This is a genomic window from Thermobaculum terrenum ATCC BAA-798, assembly GCF_000025005.1.
Lineage (GTDB): Bacteria > Chloroflexota > Chloroflexia > Thermobaculales > Thermobaculaceae > Thermobaculum > Thermobaculum terrenum.
Genome location: NC_013526.1, coordinates 885,298 through 902,357, shown reverse-complemented (window position 1 = coordinate 902,357; position 17,060 = coordinate 885,298). Strand labels below are relative to the sequence as shown.

Here is a 17,060-nt window from a genome sequence, read left to right as displayed (position 1 = left end):
TTTGCACAGGAGGGAGAGAGGTGTTGAGGATAGAGAGGGTAAGGTTTGAGAGGAGTCTGGGAGGTTTTGGGCTTGGGAGCAGTAGGCCCAGGTTGTCGTGGAGGGTGGAGACGGATCTCAGGGACTGGATGCAGGCGGGGTATGAGGTGGAGCTGTACGATGGGGATGGGGAGCTGGTGGGGAGCACCGGCAGGGTGGAGTCTGGGGAGTCGGTGTGGGTGGCTTGGCCTTTTGAGCCCCTGGAGTCCAGGCAGAGGGCCGGGGTGAGGGTCAGGGTGTGGGGAGAGGATGGTTCGGAGTCGGACTGGAGCGAGCTGGCGTGGCTGGAGGTGGGGCTGCTTGCCCGTGAGGATTGGCAGGGGGTGTTCATCACTCCCGACTGGGAGGAGGACACGAGCGTGGCCAATCCCTGTCCCTACCTGCGCAAGACCTTCCAGGTGGCAGGGGATGTCAGGCGAGCCAGGCTGTACGTGACGGGGCTTGGGGTGTACGAGGTGGAGCTCAACGGGCGGCGTGTGGGGGATCACGTGCTGTCTCCTGGATGGACGAGCTACAGGCACAGGATGCTGTACGAGACGTTCGACGTCACGGGGCTGTTGCGCGAGGGTGCCAACTGCATGGGAGCGATATTGGGGGATGGCTGGTACCGAGGCAGGCTGGGTTTTGGGGGAGGCAGGCGGAACCTGTATGGGGAGAGGTTGGGGTTGTTGGCGCAGCTGGAGGTGGAGTATGGGGATGGGAGCAGGCAGGTGGTGGTCACGGATGGTTCGTGGCGTGCCAGCAGGGGGCCCATCCTGGAGTCCGGCATCTACGATGGGGAGGTGTACGATGCCCGGTTGGAGATGGATGGGTGGTCGACCGCGGAGTACGATGACTCCGGGTGGGCCGGCACGAGGGAGCTGGCGTGGCCGACGGAGGTTTTGGAGCCTTTGGAGGTGCCCGTGCGGCGGACGCAGGAGGTGGGCTCGCGGGAGATAATGCGGTCGCCCTCAGGCAAGACGATCGTGGACTTTGGGCAGAACCTGGTGGGGCGGGTGAGGCTGAGGGTGAGAGGGCCCAGGGGGCAGAGGGTGAGGTTGAGGCATGCGGAGGTGTTGGAGGGAGGGGAGCTGTGCACGCGGACGCTGCGGACGGCCCGTGCCACGGACGAGTACGTGCTGCGTGGGGAGGGGGAGGAGGAGTGGGAGCCGCGGTTCACCTTTCACGGTTTTCGGTATGTGGAGGTGGAGGGGTGGCCTGGGGAGCTGAGGGCTGAGGATCTGGTGGCGGTGGTGTGCCACTCGGACATGGAGCGGATAGGGTGGTTTGGGTGCTCGGATCCGCTGGTGGAGCGGCTGCACGAGAACGTGGTGTGGAGCATGCGGGGCAACTTCCTGCACATCCCGACGGACTGTCCACAGAGGGACGAGCGGCTGGGGTGGACAGGGGACATCCAGGTGTTCTCGCCGACGGCGTGTTTTCTGTACGACACGGCTGGTTTTCTGGCGTCGTGGCTGAGGGACGTGGCGTTGGATCAGGACGAGAGCGGGGCGGTGCCGTTTGTGGTGCCGAATGCGCTTGGGGGGCAGGTGATACCCGCTGCCGCGTGGGGGGATGCGGCGGTGGTGGTGCCGTGGGTGCTGTACCAGCGGTACGGGGACGTGGGGGTGTTGGAGGCGCAGTGGGAGAGCATGCGTGGGTGGGTGGACTGTGTGGAGAGGTTGGCTGGGGAAAAGAGGCTGTGGGATAGGGGCTTCCAGTTTGGGGACTGGCTGGATCCTGCGGCTCCCCCGGAGGATCCGGCGGCGGCCAGGACGGCGGCGGAGATCGTGGCGACGGCGTACTTTGCGCGGTCGGCGGAGCTGGTGGGGCGAGCTGGGGAGGTGCTGGGCAAGTGGGAGGAGAGCCGGAGGTATCTGGGTTTGGCGCAGGAGGTGAGGGAGGCGTTTGCTGGGGAGTACGTGACGCCGCATGGGCGTGTGATGAGCGATGCGCAGACGGCGTACTCGCTGGCGATCTGCTTTGGGCTGTTGCCGGAGGCCGAGCAGCGGCGGCGAGCTGGGGAGAGGCTGGCGGAGCTGGTGAGAAGGGAGGGGTACAGGATAGGGACTGGTTTTGTGGGCACGCCGCTGATCTGCGATGCGTTGTGTGAGAGTGGGCACGTGGAGGAGGCGTACAGGCTGCTGCTGAGTCGGGAGTGTCCGTCGTGGCTGTATCCTGTGACGATGGGTGCGACGACGATCTGGGAGAGGTGGGACAGCCTGAGGCCTGATGGGAGTGTCAATCCTGGGGAGATGACGTCGTTCAACCACTACGCGTTGGGTGCGGTGGCGGACTGGCTGCACAGGCGGGTGTGTGGGCTGGCGGCTGGGGAGGCTGGGTACCGTGTGCTGGAGGTGAGGCCGGTGGTGTGGAGGGGCTTGGAGTACGCGTGGGCCCGGCACATGACGCCGTACGGGCTGGCGGAGAGCGGGTGGAAGTTGGAGGGGGAGGAGCTGGAGGTGAGGGTGGTGGTGCCTGCCGGGTGCAGGGCGAGGGTGAGCCTGCCCGGGGGAGGGGAGCAGGAGGTGGGCAGCGGGGAGCATGTGTGGAGGTACAGCTACCGGTTGCCTCGTGGGCCCAGGGTGACGCTGGACAGTGCTGTGAGGGAGGTGAGGGAGGACGAGGAGGCCTGGGAGGTGGTCACTCGATACCTGCCCGAGCTGCTGTCGATGCCCGCCAGGAGGCTGGAGAGGATGGGGAGCTTGAGGGACTTGCTGGCCAGTGCCCTGGCGTTCGGCGACAGGCTCCAGCGCCTGGAGAGGGAGCTGGCCAGGCTCAACAGCGAGCGCGGCTACTAGAGGGGCTGCCTAGGAGAACAGCCAGACCGCAAGCAGCCCCCCAATCAGCACGTTGGCCAGTACGGTGACCGTGAAGATGCGGATGGCGGGCCCACCCACCTCTCGCATCTCCTGGAAGCGGGTGCCCAGCCCTATACCCAGGAACGTCAAGGTGAATAGCCAGGTACGGGCGGCGTTGAGGTTGCCTGTGAAGTCGGCGGCGAACTCCTGCCCGTACCTGCCCTGCCACCAAGTGGACAGCAGGGAGGCCACCAGGAACGCCAGCACGAACTTGGGGAACCTGGCCCACAGCCTGGAGAAAGCCGAGCCTCCCTGCTCCTCGGCGCTCCAGCGGGTCACAGCTATCCCGCCCAGCAGGAGGCAGACCACGCTGATGAGCACATCCCTGCTGAGCTTCACCAGGGAGAAAGCCTTCACGGCCTCCTCGCCCAGGATCGCTGCCGCGGCTGCGCCCGAAGCATCAGCCAGCTCCGAGCCCCCTATCCACGCGCCGCCCACGGTCTGCGAGAGCCCCAAGAAGTGCACCAGCAGGGGCAGCACGAAGATCAGCACCAGGCCGTACAGCACCACGAGCGACACCACATATCCCACCTGTCGTGATTTCGCCCGCACGGTGTTGCCCACCGCTATCGCCGCGGAAACCCCGCACACGGATGCCCCCGCGCCGATCACCGACAAGTATATGGGATCGACCCCCAGGCGCGACCCCACCAGGAAGGTCACCAGGAAGCCGGCAGCTACTATCAGCAGCGCCTCCAGGAAAGCCTTGGGCCCGCTCTTGGCGACGATCGAGAAGGGCAGGTTGGCGCCGAGCAGCACGATCGAGGTCTTGATGAACAGCTCGGTGCGCCCCGATGCCGCCCGCAGCCAGCCCGGCAGCTGCAGGACGTTGCCCAGGACAAGTCCTATCACGAGCGCCCAGAATGGATACTCGAGCCCATATTTCTTGAGCGCTTGCTGGCTGCCCACCACCAGCACGATGAGGGCCAGCAGGAACAGCAGCGTGAAGCCAGCGATGTAGCGACCTAGATCCCCTCCCAAGCTGTGCACAGCTATCCCGGTAAGCACTAATAATGACGCCCACAGCAGCAGGTACTCCCCCCAGTGGCTTGCCAGGTTCGACAGCAGCGGGTTTTGTGGCCAAGGCTGTGGGATAGCGTGCTGCAGGAAGTCCAGTGGCCGGCCTAAGACGTACGCTAGCCACACGATCACCACCAGGAATAACCCCAGGATAACGGACCACCAGTCCTCGGAAAGCCCCTTACGCGCCAGAGTTGACATGCCGTGCCTCCTTGTCAAATACACTAGAGATTAGATAATTACTACTAAAAAAGTAGACAATCGCAGGTTAGCACCCGCCTCGTAGCCGAAGCAACGGCTTCTGCCGTGCTTTGCCTTATACATGTCCCGAGGTTTATGAGAATTCGTGATAGCCGAGTATGGTAGCGGCCTGGCGGGGGTGGTATACTCGAACTGTCCCCTAAAGCTACGGAGGGCCCTATGAGGTACTCTATAGAATCCAGCGGCGAGGCGATAATCCTGCGGGTGCATCCGGACGAGTGGGCGCCAGGGCCCGAGCAGAGGGAGATCCCGGAGGAGCTGGCAGCCCGCTACGTGGACCTGGAGAAGCTGGTGACCTGCTGGCACTGGGTGTACTTCTCCCCGCAGCGCCAGGTGCTAGCTTACCGGGAGCTACAGGAGCTGCTTGCGAGCGACCCCGACCCCACCATCGACTACTACCCGGCGGCGTATCAGCACCTGCACACGTAGGAGGCTAGCTGAGCACTCCCAGCTCCCGCAGGCGTATGCGCGTCGTGGACAGGGATGTCCCGAAGATGTCGGTCAGCACCCCGAGATCTGGGCCGTGCTCCCTCACGGCAAGCAGGAAGGCGCGCGTGGGCATGAGCAGTCTGGAGGCGAACACGTCCGCCTGCCTCTCGGCCGACCGATAGGGCTCCAGCCGCATCCTCCTGGTCAGCACGTTGCCGAGCCGTCGGTAGTCCGCCAGGTGCATCACAGCGTGACCTATCTCGTGGGCGGTGGTGAATCGCGCCCTCGGGCCCTCCTCCAACAGGCTGGCGTACGTCTTGGGGGAGAGCACCAGCCTGGGCGGAGACAGGGGGGTGTCGAACAGCACGTAGGCCTCGATCCCGGGAGGGGTGTCCCCCACGGCGAAGAGCACGCCCTGAGCTCGGGGCAGGTACTCCTGCGCTATCTTGAGCACGTTCACCCTGCCCGGGACGACGAGCCTCTCTGGGCAACACTCGCGCAGGATCTGCGTGGCTATCCCCTCTATCTCTTGCCAGGAACGGGGCGAAGCCCCCAATAGCCTCATGTTCACCGCCTGTAGACAGGTTTACTCCATATTATAAACCAGCTTATGTTAGCTGTGGACCAGGGTCGCCACGCACTCGATGTGGTGGGTCTGGGGGAACATGTCCACCGGGGTGACCTCTACCAGCTGGTAGCCACCATCGCACAGCTTGCGCAGGTCGCGCGCCAGGCTGCCCGGATCGCAGGAGACGTAGACCACCCTAGCTGGGGCCAGCGACACCACGGCCTGGAGAGCCTTGGGGTGGCACCCCACTCTGGGGGGGTCCAGGATCAGCACCTCCGGCTGCTCGGCCATCTCCCCGAGCACCTCCTCGGTCTTGCCCCGGACGTACTCTATGTTGGGCACGCCCTCGATGTTGACCATGGCGTCCGCCACGGCCGCGGCCGACTCCTCTATGGCGATCACCCGGCGCGCCCTGGGTGCGAGCAGCACGGCGAACGTGCCCACGCCGGCATAGGCATCCACCACGACCTCTTCTCCCCTCAGCTGGCACCTCTCGATCACTAGCTGGGCCATCCTCTCCGCCTGCAGCGTGTTGGTCTGGAAGAAGGAGGAGTCGGATATGCGGAACCTGTGCCCCAGCAGCTCCTCGTGGTAGAACCGCTGGCCGGAGGGGATGGAGGGCTCCACGGCGTTGAGGTCGGGGAACACCAGGTATTCGCCCGTGTGGACTCCGTAGCGCACCTGCACCTGATGGTGCCCCGCCGCCTTGCCCTGGAAGGTTCGGAGCGCCTCGTTGATCCAGGGGTGCAGGATGAGGCACCGCTCTATCTGCATGAACCTTCGACCGCTACCGGGCCTGGACACATAGCCCAGCCTGCCCTCCTCATCGATCGAGAAGCGCGCGTGGTTCCTGTAGCCGTAGGGCTGGGGCGAGGGCAATGTGGCCGTCACTGGGGGAGATTCGAACCCACCGCGCTTGGCGAGCTGGTCGATGACCAACTTCCTCTTGAGCTCCAGCTGGTGCTCGTAAGCTATATGCTGCCATTGGCATCCACCGCAGGTGCCGAAGTAGGGGCATGGAGGGTCCACCCTGTTGGGGGAGGCCGTGAGCACCTCCCGCACGCTGCCGGTGGAGTACCTGCGCTTCTTCTGCTCCGGCTGGACCAGCACCTCCTCGCCGGGGATGCCGAAGTCCACGAACCACGTGCGGGAGTCCTGGTGGCCCACCGCGGACCCCTCGGCGCCCATATCCGTCAGCGTCAGCTGCAACAGGTCTTGTCGTGCTTGCTCCGATACCATGGCCTTCAAGTTTATCCGCGCCCGCAAGGCAGCGTCAAGATCGCAGCAAAAAGGTATTGACAAGGGCGAGCAGAGTGGTTATTATCTGTGTAAACCTTTTCATGAAAACGTTTACAGTGCAGGAGGAAAGGTAGATGTCGACGTACAATGGTGTCTCGCGCAGGAAGTTTCTCAAGATGTCCTCGGCCGTAGGGTTGGCGATCGCCTTGGGCGGTGGGTTGTCAGCCTGTGGATCTCCGAGCGCGCCCACTCCCAGCGCCACACAGGTGGGTGGAGGGGCTACCTCGGGTGGATCCAGCCCCGTCAGGCTCGACTTCTGGGACATGGTCTGGGGACCGCCCGAGTACATCCAGACGGCGAAGGATCTCGTCAAGCAGTTCAACGATGAACACAAGAGCATCCAGGTAAATTACCGCTCGATCCCCTGGAACAACTGGTATCAGACCTTTACCACTGCCATCGGTGCTGGCACAGCCCCGGATATCAGCACCGGCGCTGGTTATCAGGCAGTGCAGTTCTATGACTCGGGAGCTATTCTCCCCGTGGATGAGGTGATCGAGGAGTGGCGCAAGAGCGGTGAGCTTGAGGACTTCGTTCCCGGCTCCGTGGATATCCTCAAGTACGATGGCCACTACGTGGCGTTGCCTTGGGCGATCGATATCCGTATCCCTTGGTACCGCACGGATATGTTTGAGAAAGCTGGCGTGAAGGAGCCCACTAACTGGGATGAGCTCCGCGCCGCTCTCAAGCAGCTTACCGGTAACGGCAAGTACGGCATGGTGGCATCCAACGATACAGGCGGCACGCATTACCTGTACTTCTTCATCCTGAACAATGGGGGTGGGATATTCACGAAGGACAGGAAGCTAGACTGGATGAACCCCCGCAACGTGGAGGCGATCAAGTATCTGTCATCGCTTGTCAAGGATGGCTCGGTGTCGCCTGCGAGTGCGGGCTACTCCGGAGACGATGCCAGTAAGGCGTTCGGTAGGGGGGAGGCCGCTCTCAAGATCGATGGTCCGGGCTTTGACCAGGGGTTCCCAGCCGACACCGCTAAGAAGATGGCCATCCTACCTCCTATCAAGGGTCCTCACGGTGACCTGGGTACGGTTTACTGGATCAACAACATCATGCTGTACAAGCAAACTAAGGATCCAGAGGCCACCATGGAGTTCCTCAAGTGGTGGTCCAAGAATCAGAAGCCGCTGTGGACTAAGGGCCACAACGGACAGCTGCCGGCCCGCAAGTCGTTTGCCTCGGATCCCTACTTCAAGAACGATCCCAGGCTTAGCTTCATCAACGATAAATGGGTGCCGGTCGGCAAGACCGTCGCCACCCATGCTCCTTCCATCTTCCCCCAGCTCAACGCTGTGGAGGGTCAGGGGGTCATGCAGACGCTGATACAGGACATCTTGCAGGGGAAGGACCCCGTCGAGTCCATGCAGAAAGCCGAGCCTCAGCTCAAGGCGATAATGGGAGAGTCCTAGCTCAGCAGGGGAGGGGCAACCTTGCCCCTCCCTACAGGTTACTAGAGCTTCAGGGGAGTGCAGGCTATGAGTACCTCAGTTACCAAGCAGGAGGTTTCCACCCTCCTATCTTCCAGAAGGCGAGGCAGGTTGGAGTCTTTGCCCTACCTGCTGGTGTTGCCTTCGTTAGCTCTGATCTGCCTTATAGAGCTATACCCGTTCGTCACCGGGTTCTACTACAGCTTGAAGAGCGGCTCTTTGTTGAACACCGGTGAGTTCGTTGGGCTAGGAAACTACATCAGGCTGTGGTCCATGCCCGACTTCATACACGCTTTGTACTTCAGCGCCCTGTTTGCTTTCTTTGCGGTCTTCGGTAGCTACCTGGTGGGCCTGGGCCTGGCGCTGGTGCTTGCTCGCGACGTGCCCGGTAAGGGCTTCTTCAGGGTGGCCTTGCTCATACCATGGATCATCCCATCGATAGTATCGATCACGAGCTGGCGCTGGCTAATACAGGACCAGCATGGGTCCGTGAACGTCTTCTTGTTGTGGTTTGGTCTGGGCCCCTACTACTTCCTGAGCTCTGAGCACCTGGCGATGCTCTCGGTGATCGTCATCAAGATCTGGCGGAGCTTTCCTTTCATGATGGTGTCACTGATAGCTGCTCTGCAGACGATAGATCAATCTCTGTACGAGGCCGCGGCGATAGACGGTGCAGGTAGGTGGGCCACCTTCAGGTACGTCACTCTGCCGCACATCAAGACCATATCCGTCGTGATGTGGATCCTCATGACCATCTGGAGCGTGAACGACTTCGATACCCCCTGGCTGCTCACTCAGGGAGGTCCTTCCAACGCGACAGAGAACTTGATAGTCCTGGCCTATCGCTATACGTTCGCGGGCAATATGGTGGGTATAGGCACAGCGATAGCGTTCACCATGCTGGTGATATTGGCTGTACTATCCATCCTGATACTGAGATATCAGGAGAGGGAGGATTGATGATGAGGCACAAGAACCGCAGCAGGTGGCTTACGGTAGCCTTGCTGGTGTTGATAACGTTCGTGGTGAACTATCCGATCATCACTATGGTGCTGAACTCGCTGCGAACAACGGACGAGATCCTGTCCTCAAGCAGCATAATACCGGAGCACGTAACGCTACAGAACTACATCAACCTGAACTCCCGTACCAGTTACTGGACGTTCTTCCGGAACAGCCTGATTGTGGCGGGCGTGCAGACCGTGCTGAGCATCATTTTGGCCTCCATGGCCGGCTACGCCCTGTCCAGGTTTCGCTCTCCCATCCTCCGGGGGTATTCTCGCTTGTTGCTGATGGCCCAGATGTTTCCCCTCATTATGGCCCTTATCCCCCTCTTCATACTGTTTCGAAACCTGGGGTTGGTAGATACCTACTGGTCGGTGATTCTGTTGTATACTACAGCCAACCTGCCGTTCGCTACTTGGATGTTCAGAGCGTTCTTTGATTCGATTCCTAGGGAGCTCGAGGAAGCCGCACAGGTGGACGGCTGCTCGAGGATGGGGGTGTTTACCAGGGTGGTGCTGCCGCTCTCGGGACCTGGGACGGCTGCGGTGGCTATATTCACGTTCCTGTTCTCTTATAACGAGTACCTTATAGCCAGTATATTCCTCCGGGACACGTCGAAGATGACCATCCCGGTCGGCATCCAGCTGTTCCAGCAGCAGTATACTTCTGACTGGGGGAGCCTGATGGCGTCGGCCACCCTGGCCATGCTGCCCACCCTCGTGCTCTTCCCGTTCGTGCAGAGGTATATGATATACGGGGCGGTGGCTGGCTCCGTGAAGGGGTGATCCGAAGTCTACGTAGAAAGGAGATGAGTTGGGTATGAGCAAGGTGAGGGTTGGTTTGATAGGCCTGGGGGAGGTGGCCCAGATCATCCACCTGCCCGTGCTGGAGAGCCTGGCGGACAGGTACGAGGTGCGGGCGATCTGCGATGTGTCCCAGGGCTTGGTGAAGGCTATGGGAGACAGGTACGGCGTGGAGGGGAGGTACACCGACTACAGAGAGCTGGTGCGGCGGGATGACCTGGATGCGGTGATGGTGCTCAGCAGCGATGAGTACCACACGGATGCGGTGCTCGCGGCGCTGCGCGAGGGCAAGCACGTGTTCGTGGAGAAGCCGATGTGCCTGACGCTGCGGGAGGCTGAGCAGATCATCCAGGAGAGGGACCGCAGCAGCAGGCAGGTCATGGTGGGGTACATGCGCAGGTACGCCCCGGCCTTCCTGGAGGGCTGCCAGAGGGTGAGGCAGCTGGATAGCATAGAGTACGTACGGGTGAGGGACATCATAGGTGAGAACAGGTTGATCATCGAGCAGTCCTCCAGGGTCCTCAGGTACGATGACGTGCCCCGCGAGCTGGTGGAGGATCGGAGACGCAGGGGCGAGGAGATGGTGAGCGAGGCCGTGGGCGAGGGCTGGCGGGAGCTGTACGGCACCTACAGGCTGCTCTGCGGGCTGTCCAGCCACGATCTCTCGGCGATGAGGGAGCTGGTGGGGATGCCCAAGAGGGTCGTTGGCGCCGCCAGCTGGAGAGGCGGCCGGAGGATAGTGGCGACGCTGGAGTTCGAGGGCTACGTGGGCATGTTCGAGACCATGGTGGACGAGCAGAGGAGGTTCGACGCCCACCTCGAGGTGTACGGGCCAAGGGAGAGCATCAGGGTGCAGTACGACACGCCCTACATCCGTCACCTGCCCACCAGGCTGATCCTCTGCAAGACGGAGGGGGATGAGTACAGGGAGGAGGTGGTAAGGCCCACCTTCAAGGACCCTTACACCTGTGAGATGGAGTACTTCTATGAGGTGGTCAGGCGCAACGAGACCCCCAAGACCTCTCCAGAGGACTTCTGCCAGGACCTGCAACTCTTCCAGCAGATCATCCAGGCCATAAGGCAGGGAGGCGCTTGCTAGCTCCACATCCTGTATATTTGCTAGAGATCATATATGCGGGGTGTGGGCTTTGACTACGATTCACGACGTCGCCCGAAGGGCAGGAGTATCGATAGCTACCGTCTCCAGGGTCATCAATAATGTGCAGCCGATAGATCCCGAGACGGCACAGAGGGTGAGGGCAGCGATCGAGGAGCTGGACTACCACCCGAACTACGTGGCGCGGGGCCTGCGGAGGAGGAGCACCCGCAGCCTCGGCCTCATCGTGTCGGACAACTCCAACCCGTTCTTCGCCGAGGTCGCCCGCGCCGTGGAGGATGCGGGCTACGAGGCGGGCTACAGCGTGATCCTGTGTAACTCCGACCTGTCAACCGAGAAGCAGGAGAGGTACATAGACGTGCTGATCTCCAGGCGGGTGGACGGCATAGTGCTGATGTCGGCTCCCGGTTCCGACGTGAAGGCGCTGGTGGAGCGCATCTCCCACGCCGACATCCCCCTGGTGATCGCCAACAACGAGGTGCCCGACCTGGGAGTGGATGAGGTGCAGGTCGCCTTCCACGAGGGCGGCTACACCGCCGGCAGGTACCTGCTGGATCTTGGTCACAGGTCGATAGCTTACATAGGGTTCTTCTCCGAGCAGGTAAGGGGGCACACCGCGAGGGCTCAGGGGTTCATGCGTGCCCTGTCGGAGGCGGGGATCGAGCTGGCCTCCTCGCGCATCGCCTACGGCAGGGGCAGGTACCAGGACGGCAGGGCTGCGGCGGCGGAGCTCCTGGGCAGGGGAGTGCAGATGACCGCGGTGTTCGTGTTCGACGACCTGATGGCGATGGGGGTGATCAAGGAGCTGCAGGCCAGGGGGCTGTCGGTTCCTGGGGATGTATCGGTGGTGGGCTTCGACAACATCGTGTACTCGGAGGCCACCACCCCGGCCATCACGACGGTAGCCCAGCCCATAGCTCGGATAGGACACGAATGCGTGCGCCTGTTGCTGGAGAGGATAGAGCATCCGGAGATGGAGCCTCGCCAGGTCCTGCTACCCACCGAGCTGGTGGAGCGCGAGAGCTGCCGGCGGCTCGACTAAGGGAGGCGTCCCCTCGCCCGCATCGCCCGGGCGTGCTCGGACAGGACCGCCGCGGTGCTGCTGGGGTAGACCACCCTGAAGCCGTCGTAGTCGGGGTACAGGGTGCCGTCGTCCTGGATGCCCGTGAGCAGCCAGAACTGATCGCCGCTGCCCGCTTCCTCGTACACTATCTGGGTCCATGTGCGGTACACCTCGTCGCGCGTGGCCTTGTCGCGGTAGCCGAACTCCTCCAGCACCACCGGCTTCCTGCCGCGCGCGTCCCTGATGTGGTCGCGTATCCAGTCGGAGCACCAGTCTAGGTCCTTCCCCCAGTGGTCGGGGTAGAGGTGGAACGTGGCGTAGTCCACGTTCGGCAGCTCCAGGAGGGACTCCCAGTCTACTCCCTGGGAGCCGTTGCGCGTCCAGTCCGTCCTGCCGGTCTGCCGGTAGAAGCCCTCATCGCCTACCGCCACTAGGTGGTGCCTGTCCAGGCGCTTGATGAAGGTGCTCATCTCATCGACCCACTTGCGGAGAGTCAGCCCTGAGACGTCGGACTGGCAGCGCGGCTCGTTGGCCAGCTCCCAGGCCATGATCGTAGGGTCGTCCATGTAGCGCACGCCCGTGTAGCGGTTGCGCCTCCGCAGGAAGTGCTCGACGTAGGCCTTGTAGGCTATCCTGATCTCTGGGTTGGTGTAGAACTCGTCGTGGCTGGAGCCACCGAACCATCGTACGTACTGCTCCATGCCCCCGAAGTCGGGCCAGTTGTTGGTGAGGGCTATCACCAGCTTGAGGCCATAGCGCCGCGCCCGCCACACCGTGTAGTCTATGCGCTCGTAGCCTTCCTCCGGGTAGGTGTAGGGCTCGGGTTGCAGGACGAAGCCGTCCGCGGGCTGGCCGTCGATGAACCCCCAGCACCTCAGCAAGCTGAGCCCCATGGCGGCGGCATCGTGCAGGACGTCGTCTATCATCCGGTGGCTCTTGTAATGCATGTAGTAGTTGTTGGTGCCGGCGAAGTAGAAGGGCCTGCCTCCAAGGAAGAAGCGGTCGCCAACCACCCGCACGAAGCCTCTACCCCTACCCAGTTGGTGGCCTCGCCTGGCCCGGCCGCTCCCGACCGGGAGCAGCGCGCCGGCTCCCAGGAACGCAGCTCCCGCGATGAACTCTCTCCTGCCGATCTTCCTGTTCATCATCGCCTTGCCTCCCTTGGGTTCGCGGTTGACTGGCAGCAATTATCGCGCCAACGTCTGCTCGCTGCTCCTATCTGTTGCAGGCAATTATCTTGGGGTCGCCGTGCACGAGCTCTCCACCCTTGATCGTGGCCAACACCCGGAGGCCTTCGCTCCCCTCGCGCAGCACCACCAGGTCGGCAGGAGCTCCCGGGCGCAGCGTGCCCAGGGGCCAGAGGCCGAGCAGCTCGGCGGGCAGGGTGGAGGCCCTGCGCCAGGCGTCCGCACGGGCGCACAGGCCGACGGCCACCAGGTGGTTGATCGCCTGCAGCTGCGTGCGGGTCGCCCCCGCCAGGAGCGAGGGGTTGCTCGCCAGCTGCAGCCTCCCGTCGGGCGTCAGGAGCACATCTCCTCCCACGCTGCTCGTGTACCTGCCGGGCGGCAGGCCGGCCAGCGGGGCGAGGTCGCTCACGAGCACGGCCCTGCGGCCCTTCGCCCTCAGCAACACCTTGATGAAGGCGTCCGGCAGGTGGAGGCCATCTGCTATGAAGCTGGCCCACAGCTCGTCGCAGGCCAGCTGCTCCCAGATGTAGTTCGGGTGCCTAGGGAGCATCGGGTGAGCGCCGTTGCCCAGGTGGGTCGACAGGCGAGCGCCAGCCGCGACCGCCCGCTGGATCTGCTCGGGGGAGGCCGAGGTGTGCCCTATGGCCACGATTACCCCATCAGCGGCGCACCTGGCTATGAACTCCTGGGAGCCCGGCCACTCCGGGGAGAGGGTGTGGAGCCTGATGGCTCCCTCGGCGGCCCGCTGCCAGCGGGCGAACGCCTCCCAGTCGGGAGGGCGGACCCAGCGAGGGTCGTGGGCCCCCCTTGGTCCCTCCTCGGGAGATATGAACGGGCCCTCCAGGTGCACCCCGATGAGGGCTCCCGCGAACGGCCCGGGAGTCGCCCTGGCCCTGGCTATCACCGCCAGCAGTTGCTCCAGCGCGTCGTCCGAGTTCGTGATGACCGTGGGCAGGAAGGACGTTACGCCCCAAGCCGCCAGCTGCCCAGCCAGGGCGTGCAGGTCGTCGGGGGTGAGGTCGGGGGAGTTGAGGTCGATCCCCCCGTAGCCGTTGACCTGCAGGTCCACCAGCCCGGGCGCGATGAGCAGCTCCTCGGGCGCCCCCTCCGTGGGGGAGAGGGCAACGATCCTGCCATGCGCGATCTCGAGCTCCACTCCCCGTCCCCACAGCAGGTGCACACCGCGCAGCCTGTCTACCCGCATCCCCTCAGCCTCCCCACGAGCCTGTGTCCAGGTACAGGATGCTGTTCGGATGCCGCCGCAGGATCGATGCGGGGCAGCTGGGAGACACCTCCCCCCACAGCGCCCTCTGGACCGCTTGCCTCTTCCTGTGGCCCGGCACCACGCAGAAGATCCTGCGGGCGGCCATCAGCGCCGGTACCGTGAGCGTGAGCGCCCTCTCGGGGACCTCCGGGAGGCTGGCGAACGTGCCGTCGTTGACCTGCTGCTGCCTGCTCTCGGGGTCGAGACGCACCACCTTCATCAGCCGCGAGTCCTGGAAGTCGGCCTCGCCCGGCTCGTTGAAGGCGATGTGCCCGTTCTCCCCTATCCCCATGCAGGCTATATCTATGGGGGACTCGGCGATGAGCTGGGAGTAGCGGCGGCATTCCTCCGCGGGGTGAGCTGAGCCGTCTATCAGGTGGACCTCGCCGGGCCGCACGATCGCCAGCAGCTCCCGGCACAGCAGCCCTCCGAGGCTGCCCGGCGATCCCGCGGACAGCCCCACGTACTCGTCCATGTGGAAGGCCACCACCCTGTCCCAGTCTATCCCCTGGGCCCGCGAGAGCTCCCTCCACATCTCCCGCTGCGACGGGGCGGACGCGAACACCACCCTCGCCCTGGCCTGGCGGGCGAGCAGCGCTCTCAGCTCGCTCGCCACCGCCCTGCCGGCCGCTATCCCCAGCTGCCTCTCGTCCTTGTACACCAGGACCCGCAGGGCGTCCACGGTCAGCGACCTGATGGGCCTGGGATCCTCACCGATGACCATAAGACCTCCAGCTCGCCTCGTACGCCCTTAGTATAACCCCACCGACGGCGTGACGTATAATGGAGGGACCATGGAAGACCCCTGCAAATCCCTGCCAGCTGAGTTCCTGCGCAGGCTCGAGCGGATAGTGCCCGACCACCGATACCCGGAGGTGCTGGAGGCCCTGTGCGAGCCCAGGGTGGTTGCCCTGCGAGTCAATCCTCTCAGGGCGGATCGACGGGAAGTGGTGGCGGAGCTTGAGGCCGAGGGATTCGCCCTCGAGCCGGTGAGCTGGTACGCGGACGCCTTCATCCTCAGGACCGGGACTAAGCGCGAGCTGATGGCCACCGCGGCCTACGCCGAGGGGAAGATCTACCTGCAGGACCTCGCGAGCATGGTGCCCGTGCTGGTGCTCGCTCCCAGGCCAGGGGAAAGGGTGCTGGATCTGGCTGCGGCTCCCGGGAGCAAGACCACCCAGATGGCCGCGCTGATGGGCAACTCTGGGGAGATCGTGGCCAACGACGTGAGCCCCGCTCGGAGGTTCAAGCTGGTGGCCAACCTGCGGCAACAGGGCGTGAGCATAGCCAGGGTGACAGCCATCCGGGGGGAGGTGCTGTGGCGGTCGTATCCCGAGGAGTTCGATCGCACGCTGCTCGATGCTCCCTGCAGCATGGAGGGGATGTTCAATTGCTCGGATCCTGCCACCTACGAGCACTGGTCGCCCCGCAAGGTCAAGGTGCTGGCCCGAAGGCAGGCGCACCTGCTCAGGTCCGCCGTCTCTGCCACCAGGGTGGGAGGGGTGATAGTCTACTCCACCTGCACCCTCTCCCCGGAGGAGAACGAGGGGGTAGTGGATTGGCTGCTCCACAAGGAGGGAGACGCGGTCGAGCTGGAGCCCGTGGAGCTGCCGGGGCTGGAGCTGTGGCCGGGGCTGGCGAGTTGGCAGGGGAGAAGCTTCGATCCCAGGGTGTCTCTCACCGCCAGGATATTGCCCTCGCGCCTCATGGAGGGATTCTTCGTAGCCAGGATCAGGAAGGTGAGGTCGAACCTGCCAGCTCGGGGGGCCTAGGAGCGCCAGACGAGGTAGTCCCTCACAACCTCCCCAATGACCCTCATCGACTCGGTGGCCCACGGGTGCCGTGGGCTGGGGCTGCCCTCTATGGTGATGAGGGCCTTCCACAGCGTCCATCCCATGCCCCTTAGCCAGGTGCCGTCGTCCAACCCCATGGCGGAGACAAAGGCCTCCCGGCTGTCCCCGGAGAATAAGGTCCAGGCTACGGCCAGGTCGCAGGCCGGATCCCCTACCGCTGAGCAGCCGAAGTCTATGACGGCGTGCAGCACGCCGTGCCTGACGATCAGGTTCTGGGCCGTCACGTCGCCGTGCACCCATACCGGCTCGTGTGGCCAGCGGGTAGCGACCGCTGCCTCCCAGATCTCGGTCACTAGTTGGCCCTCCACCAAGTTGCCCAGGGCGGCTACTGCCCGCCGTGTCTCGTGACCGTACACCTCCAGGTGTCCGCCCCGATACCAGCTATGGGGTCCGGCCAGCGGGCCGCCGGTGGTGTCCGCCGCCTGCAGCGCTCGGAGGAAACCGGCCAGGTCGAGCGCGAGCTGCGCCATGCTCGCTACCTTCCCAGTGGTGGCGGGCTCGCCCGCTATCCAGCGGTAGATTGACCAGTGCCAGGGGTAGCCCTCGCCGGGCGCGCCCATGGCCACGGGCTGAGGTATCTCCAGCGGCAGCTGGGGTGCCAGCTTGGGCAACCACTCCTGCTCCTTGGGCACCTGGGGTGCGTAGCCCTCGCCGCTGGGCATGCGGATGAGTAGGTCATCTCCCAGCCGGAACGTGCGGTTGTCCCAGCCACTCTGCCTCACCGGCCGCACCGGTAGCTCCGCCCACTGCGGGAACTGTGAGCGCACCAGCTTCTGAGCCAGCTCCGGGGTGATGTCCTCTCTAGATATGGTGAGATCCTGCGCCCTGCCTAGCTGCATATGTAGCATTGTAGCAGCCTGCGGGGAT

Annotated in this window: 15 protein-coding genes; 8 read left to right on the top strand and 7 right to left on the bottom strand. The window is 63.8% G+C overall.

Annotation, left to right across the window (positions count from 1 at the left end; all coding sequences use genetic code 11):
- Window positions 1-23 precede the first annotated feature (23 nt).
- Window positions 24-2,819 (top strand): alpha-L-rhamnosidase, encoded by a 2,796-nt coding sequence (locus TTER_RS13615; protein WP_012876627.1) that lies wholly within the window; start codon window positions 24-26, stop codon window positions 2,817-2,819.
- 9 nt (window positions 2,820-2,828) lie between these two features.
- On the opposite strand, the gene TTER_RS13610 is transcribed toward TTER_RS13615, so the two are convergent.
- Window positions 2,829-4,100 carry a YeiH family protein gene (locus TTER_RS13610; RefSeq protein ID WP_012876626.1) on the bottom strand — a complete coding sequence of 424 codons (1,272 nt, stop codon included), beginning with the start codon at window positions 4,098-4,100 and terminating at the stop codon, window positions 2,829-2,831.
- Window positions 4,101-4,319: 219 nt separating this feature from the next.
- Here TTER_RS13610 and TTER_RS13605 point away from each other — a divergent pair, with 219 nt between their 5' ends.
- The gene (locus tag TTER_RS13605) at window positions 4,320-4,589 is read left to right on the top strand and encodes a hypothetical protein (protein ID WP_012876625.1); all 270 of its coding nucleotides are present in this window, start codon (window positions 4,320-4,322) and stop codon (window positions 4,587-4,589) included.
- A gap of 4 nt (window positions 4,590-4,593) precedes the next feature.
- Here the strand turns inward: TTER_RS13605 and TTER_RS13600 are convergent, their stop codons facing one another.
- Both TTER_RS13600 and rlmD read right to left on the bottom strand, forming a co-directional pair.
- Complete coding sequence (locus TTER_RS13600; RefSeq protein ID WP_012876624.1) at window positions 4,594-5,154, bottom strand: ImmA/IrrE family metallo-endopeptidase; 561 nt, start codon at window positions 5,152-5,154, stop codon at window positions 4,594-4,596.
- Between the two features lie 48 nt (window positions 5,155-5,202).
- The gene (rlmD, locus tag TTER_RS13595; RefSeq protein WP_012876623.1) at window positions 5,203-6,396 is read right to left on the bottom strand and encodes a 23S rRNA (uracil(1939)-C(5))-methyltransferase RlmD; all 1,194 of its coding nucleotides are present in this window, start codon (window positions 6,394-6,396) and stop codon (window positions 5,203-5,205) included.
- Window positions 6,397-6,530: 134 nt separating this feature from the next.
- Here rlmD and TTER_RS13590 point away from each other — a divergent pair, with 134 nt between their 5' ends.
- From TTER_RS13590 to TTER_RS13570, 5 genes are all read left to right on the top strand, one after another.
- Window positions 6,531-7,883, top strand: coding sequence for an ABC transporter substrate-binding protein (locus tag TTER_RS13590; protein ID WP_012876622.1), 1,353 nt, complete (start codon window positions 6,531-6,533; stop codon window positions 7,881-7,883).
- A gap of 66 nt (window positions 7,884-7,949) precedes the next feature.
- Window positions 7,950-8,861, top strand: a complete 912-nt coding sequence (locus TTER_RS13585) for a carbohydrate ABC transporter permease (RefSeq protein WP_012876621.1) — start codon at window positions 7,950-7,952, stop codon at window positions 8,859-8,861.
- Entirely contained in the window at window positions 8,861-9,691 is an 831-nt protein-coding gene (locus tag TTER_RS13580; RefSeq protein ID WP_049823081.1) for a carbohydrate ABC transporter permease, read from the top strand. The genes TTER_RS13585 and TTER_RS13580 overlap by 1 nt, the downstream gene beginning before the upstream one ends.
- Before the next feature lie 34 nt (window positions 9,692-9,725).
- Window positions 9,726-10,808, top strand: coding sequence for a Gfo/Idh/MocA family protein (locus TTER_RS13575; protein WP_041425329.1), 1,083 nt, complete (start codon window positions 9,726-9,728; stop codon window positions 10,806-10,808).
- Window positions 10,809-10,848: 40 nt separating this feature from the next.
- Window positions 10,849-11,868, top strand: coding sequence for a LacI family DNA-binding transcriptional regulator (locus TTER_RS13570; RefSeq protein WP_012876618.1), 1,020 nt, complete (start codon window positions 10,849-10,851; stop codon window positions 11,866-11,868).
- Here the strand turns inward: TTER_RS13570 and TTER_RS13565 are convergent.
- From TTER_RS13565 to TTER_RS13555, 3 genes are all read right to left on the bottom strand, one after another.
- Window positions 11,865-13,037, bottom strand: coding sequence for a glycoside hydrolase 5 family protein (locus TTER_RS13565; RefSeq protein ID WP_012876617.1), 1,173 nt, complete (start codon window positions 13,035-13,037; stop codon window positions 11,865-11,867). The two genes, TTER_RS13570 and TTER_RS13565, sit on opposite strands and share 4 nt — an antisense overlap.
- A 67-nt stretch (window positions 13,038-13,104) precedes the next feature.
- On the bottom strand, window positions 13,105-14,280 hold the full coding sequence (locus tag TTER_RS13560) for an N-acetylglucosamine-6-phosphate deacetylase (protein WP_012876616.1): 1,176 nt from the start codon (window positions 14,278-14,280) through the stop codon (window positions 13,105-13,107).
- Window positions 14,281-14,284: 4 nt separating this feature from the next.
- Complete coding sequence (locus tag TTER_RS13555) at window positions 14,285-15,064, bottom strand: glucosamine-6-phosphate deaminase (protein ID WP_012876615.1); 780 nt, start codon at window positions 15,062-15,064, stop codon at window positions 14,285-14,287.
- A 70-nt stretch (window positions 15,065-15,134) separates the two neighbouring features.
- Here TTER_RS13555 and TTER_RS13550 point away from each other — a divergent pair, with 70 nt between their 5' ends.
- On the top strand, window positions 15,135-16,112 hold the full coding sequence (locus tag TTER_RS13550) for an RsmB/NOP family class I SAM-dependent RNA methyltransferase (RefSeq protein WP_012876614.1): 978 nt from the start codon (window positions 15,135-15,137) through the stop codon (window positions 16,110-16,112).
- Here TTER_RS13550 and TTER_RS13545 read toward each other — a convergent pair.
- On the bottom strand, window positions 16,109-17,041 hold the full coding sequence (locus TTER_RS13545) for an aminoglycoside phosphotransferase family protein (RefSeq protein ID WP_012876613.1): 933 nt from the start codon (window positions 17,039-17,041) through the stop codon (window positions 16,109-16,111). The two genes, TTER_RS13550 and TTER_RS13545, sit on opposite strands and share 4 nt — an antisense overlap.
- Between the last annotated feature and the right edge of the window lie 19 nt (window positions 17,042-17,060).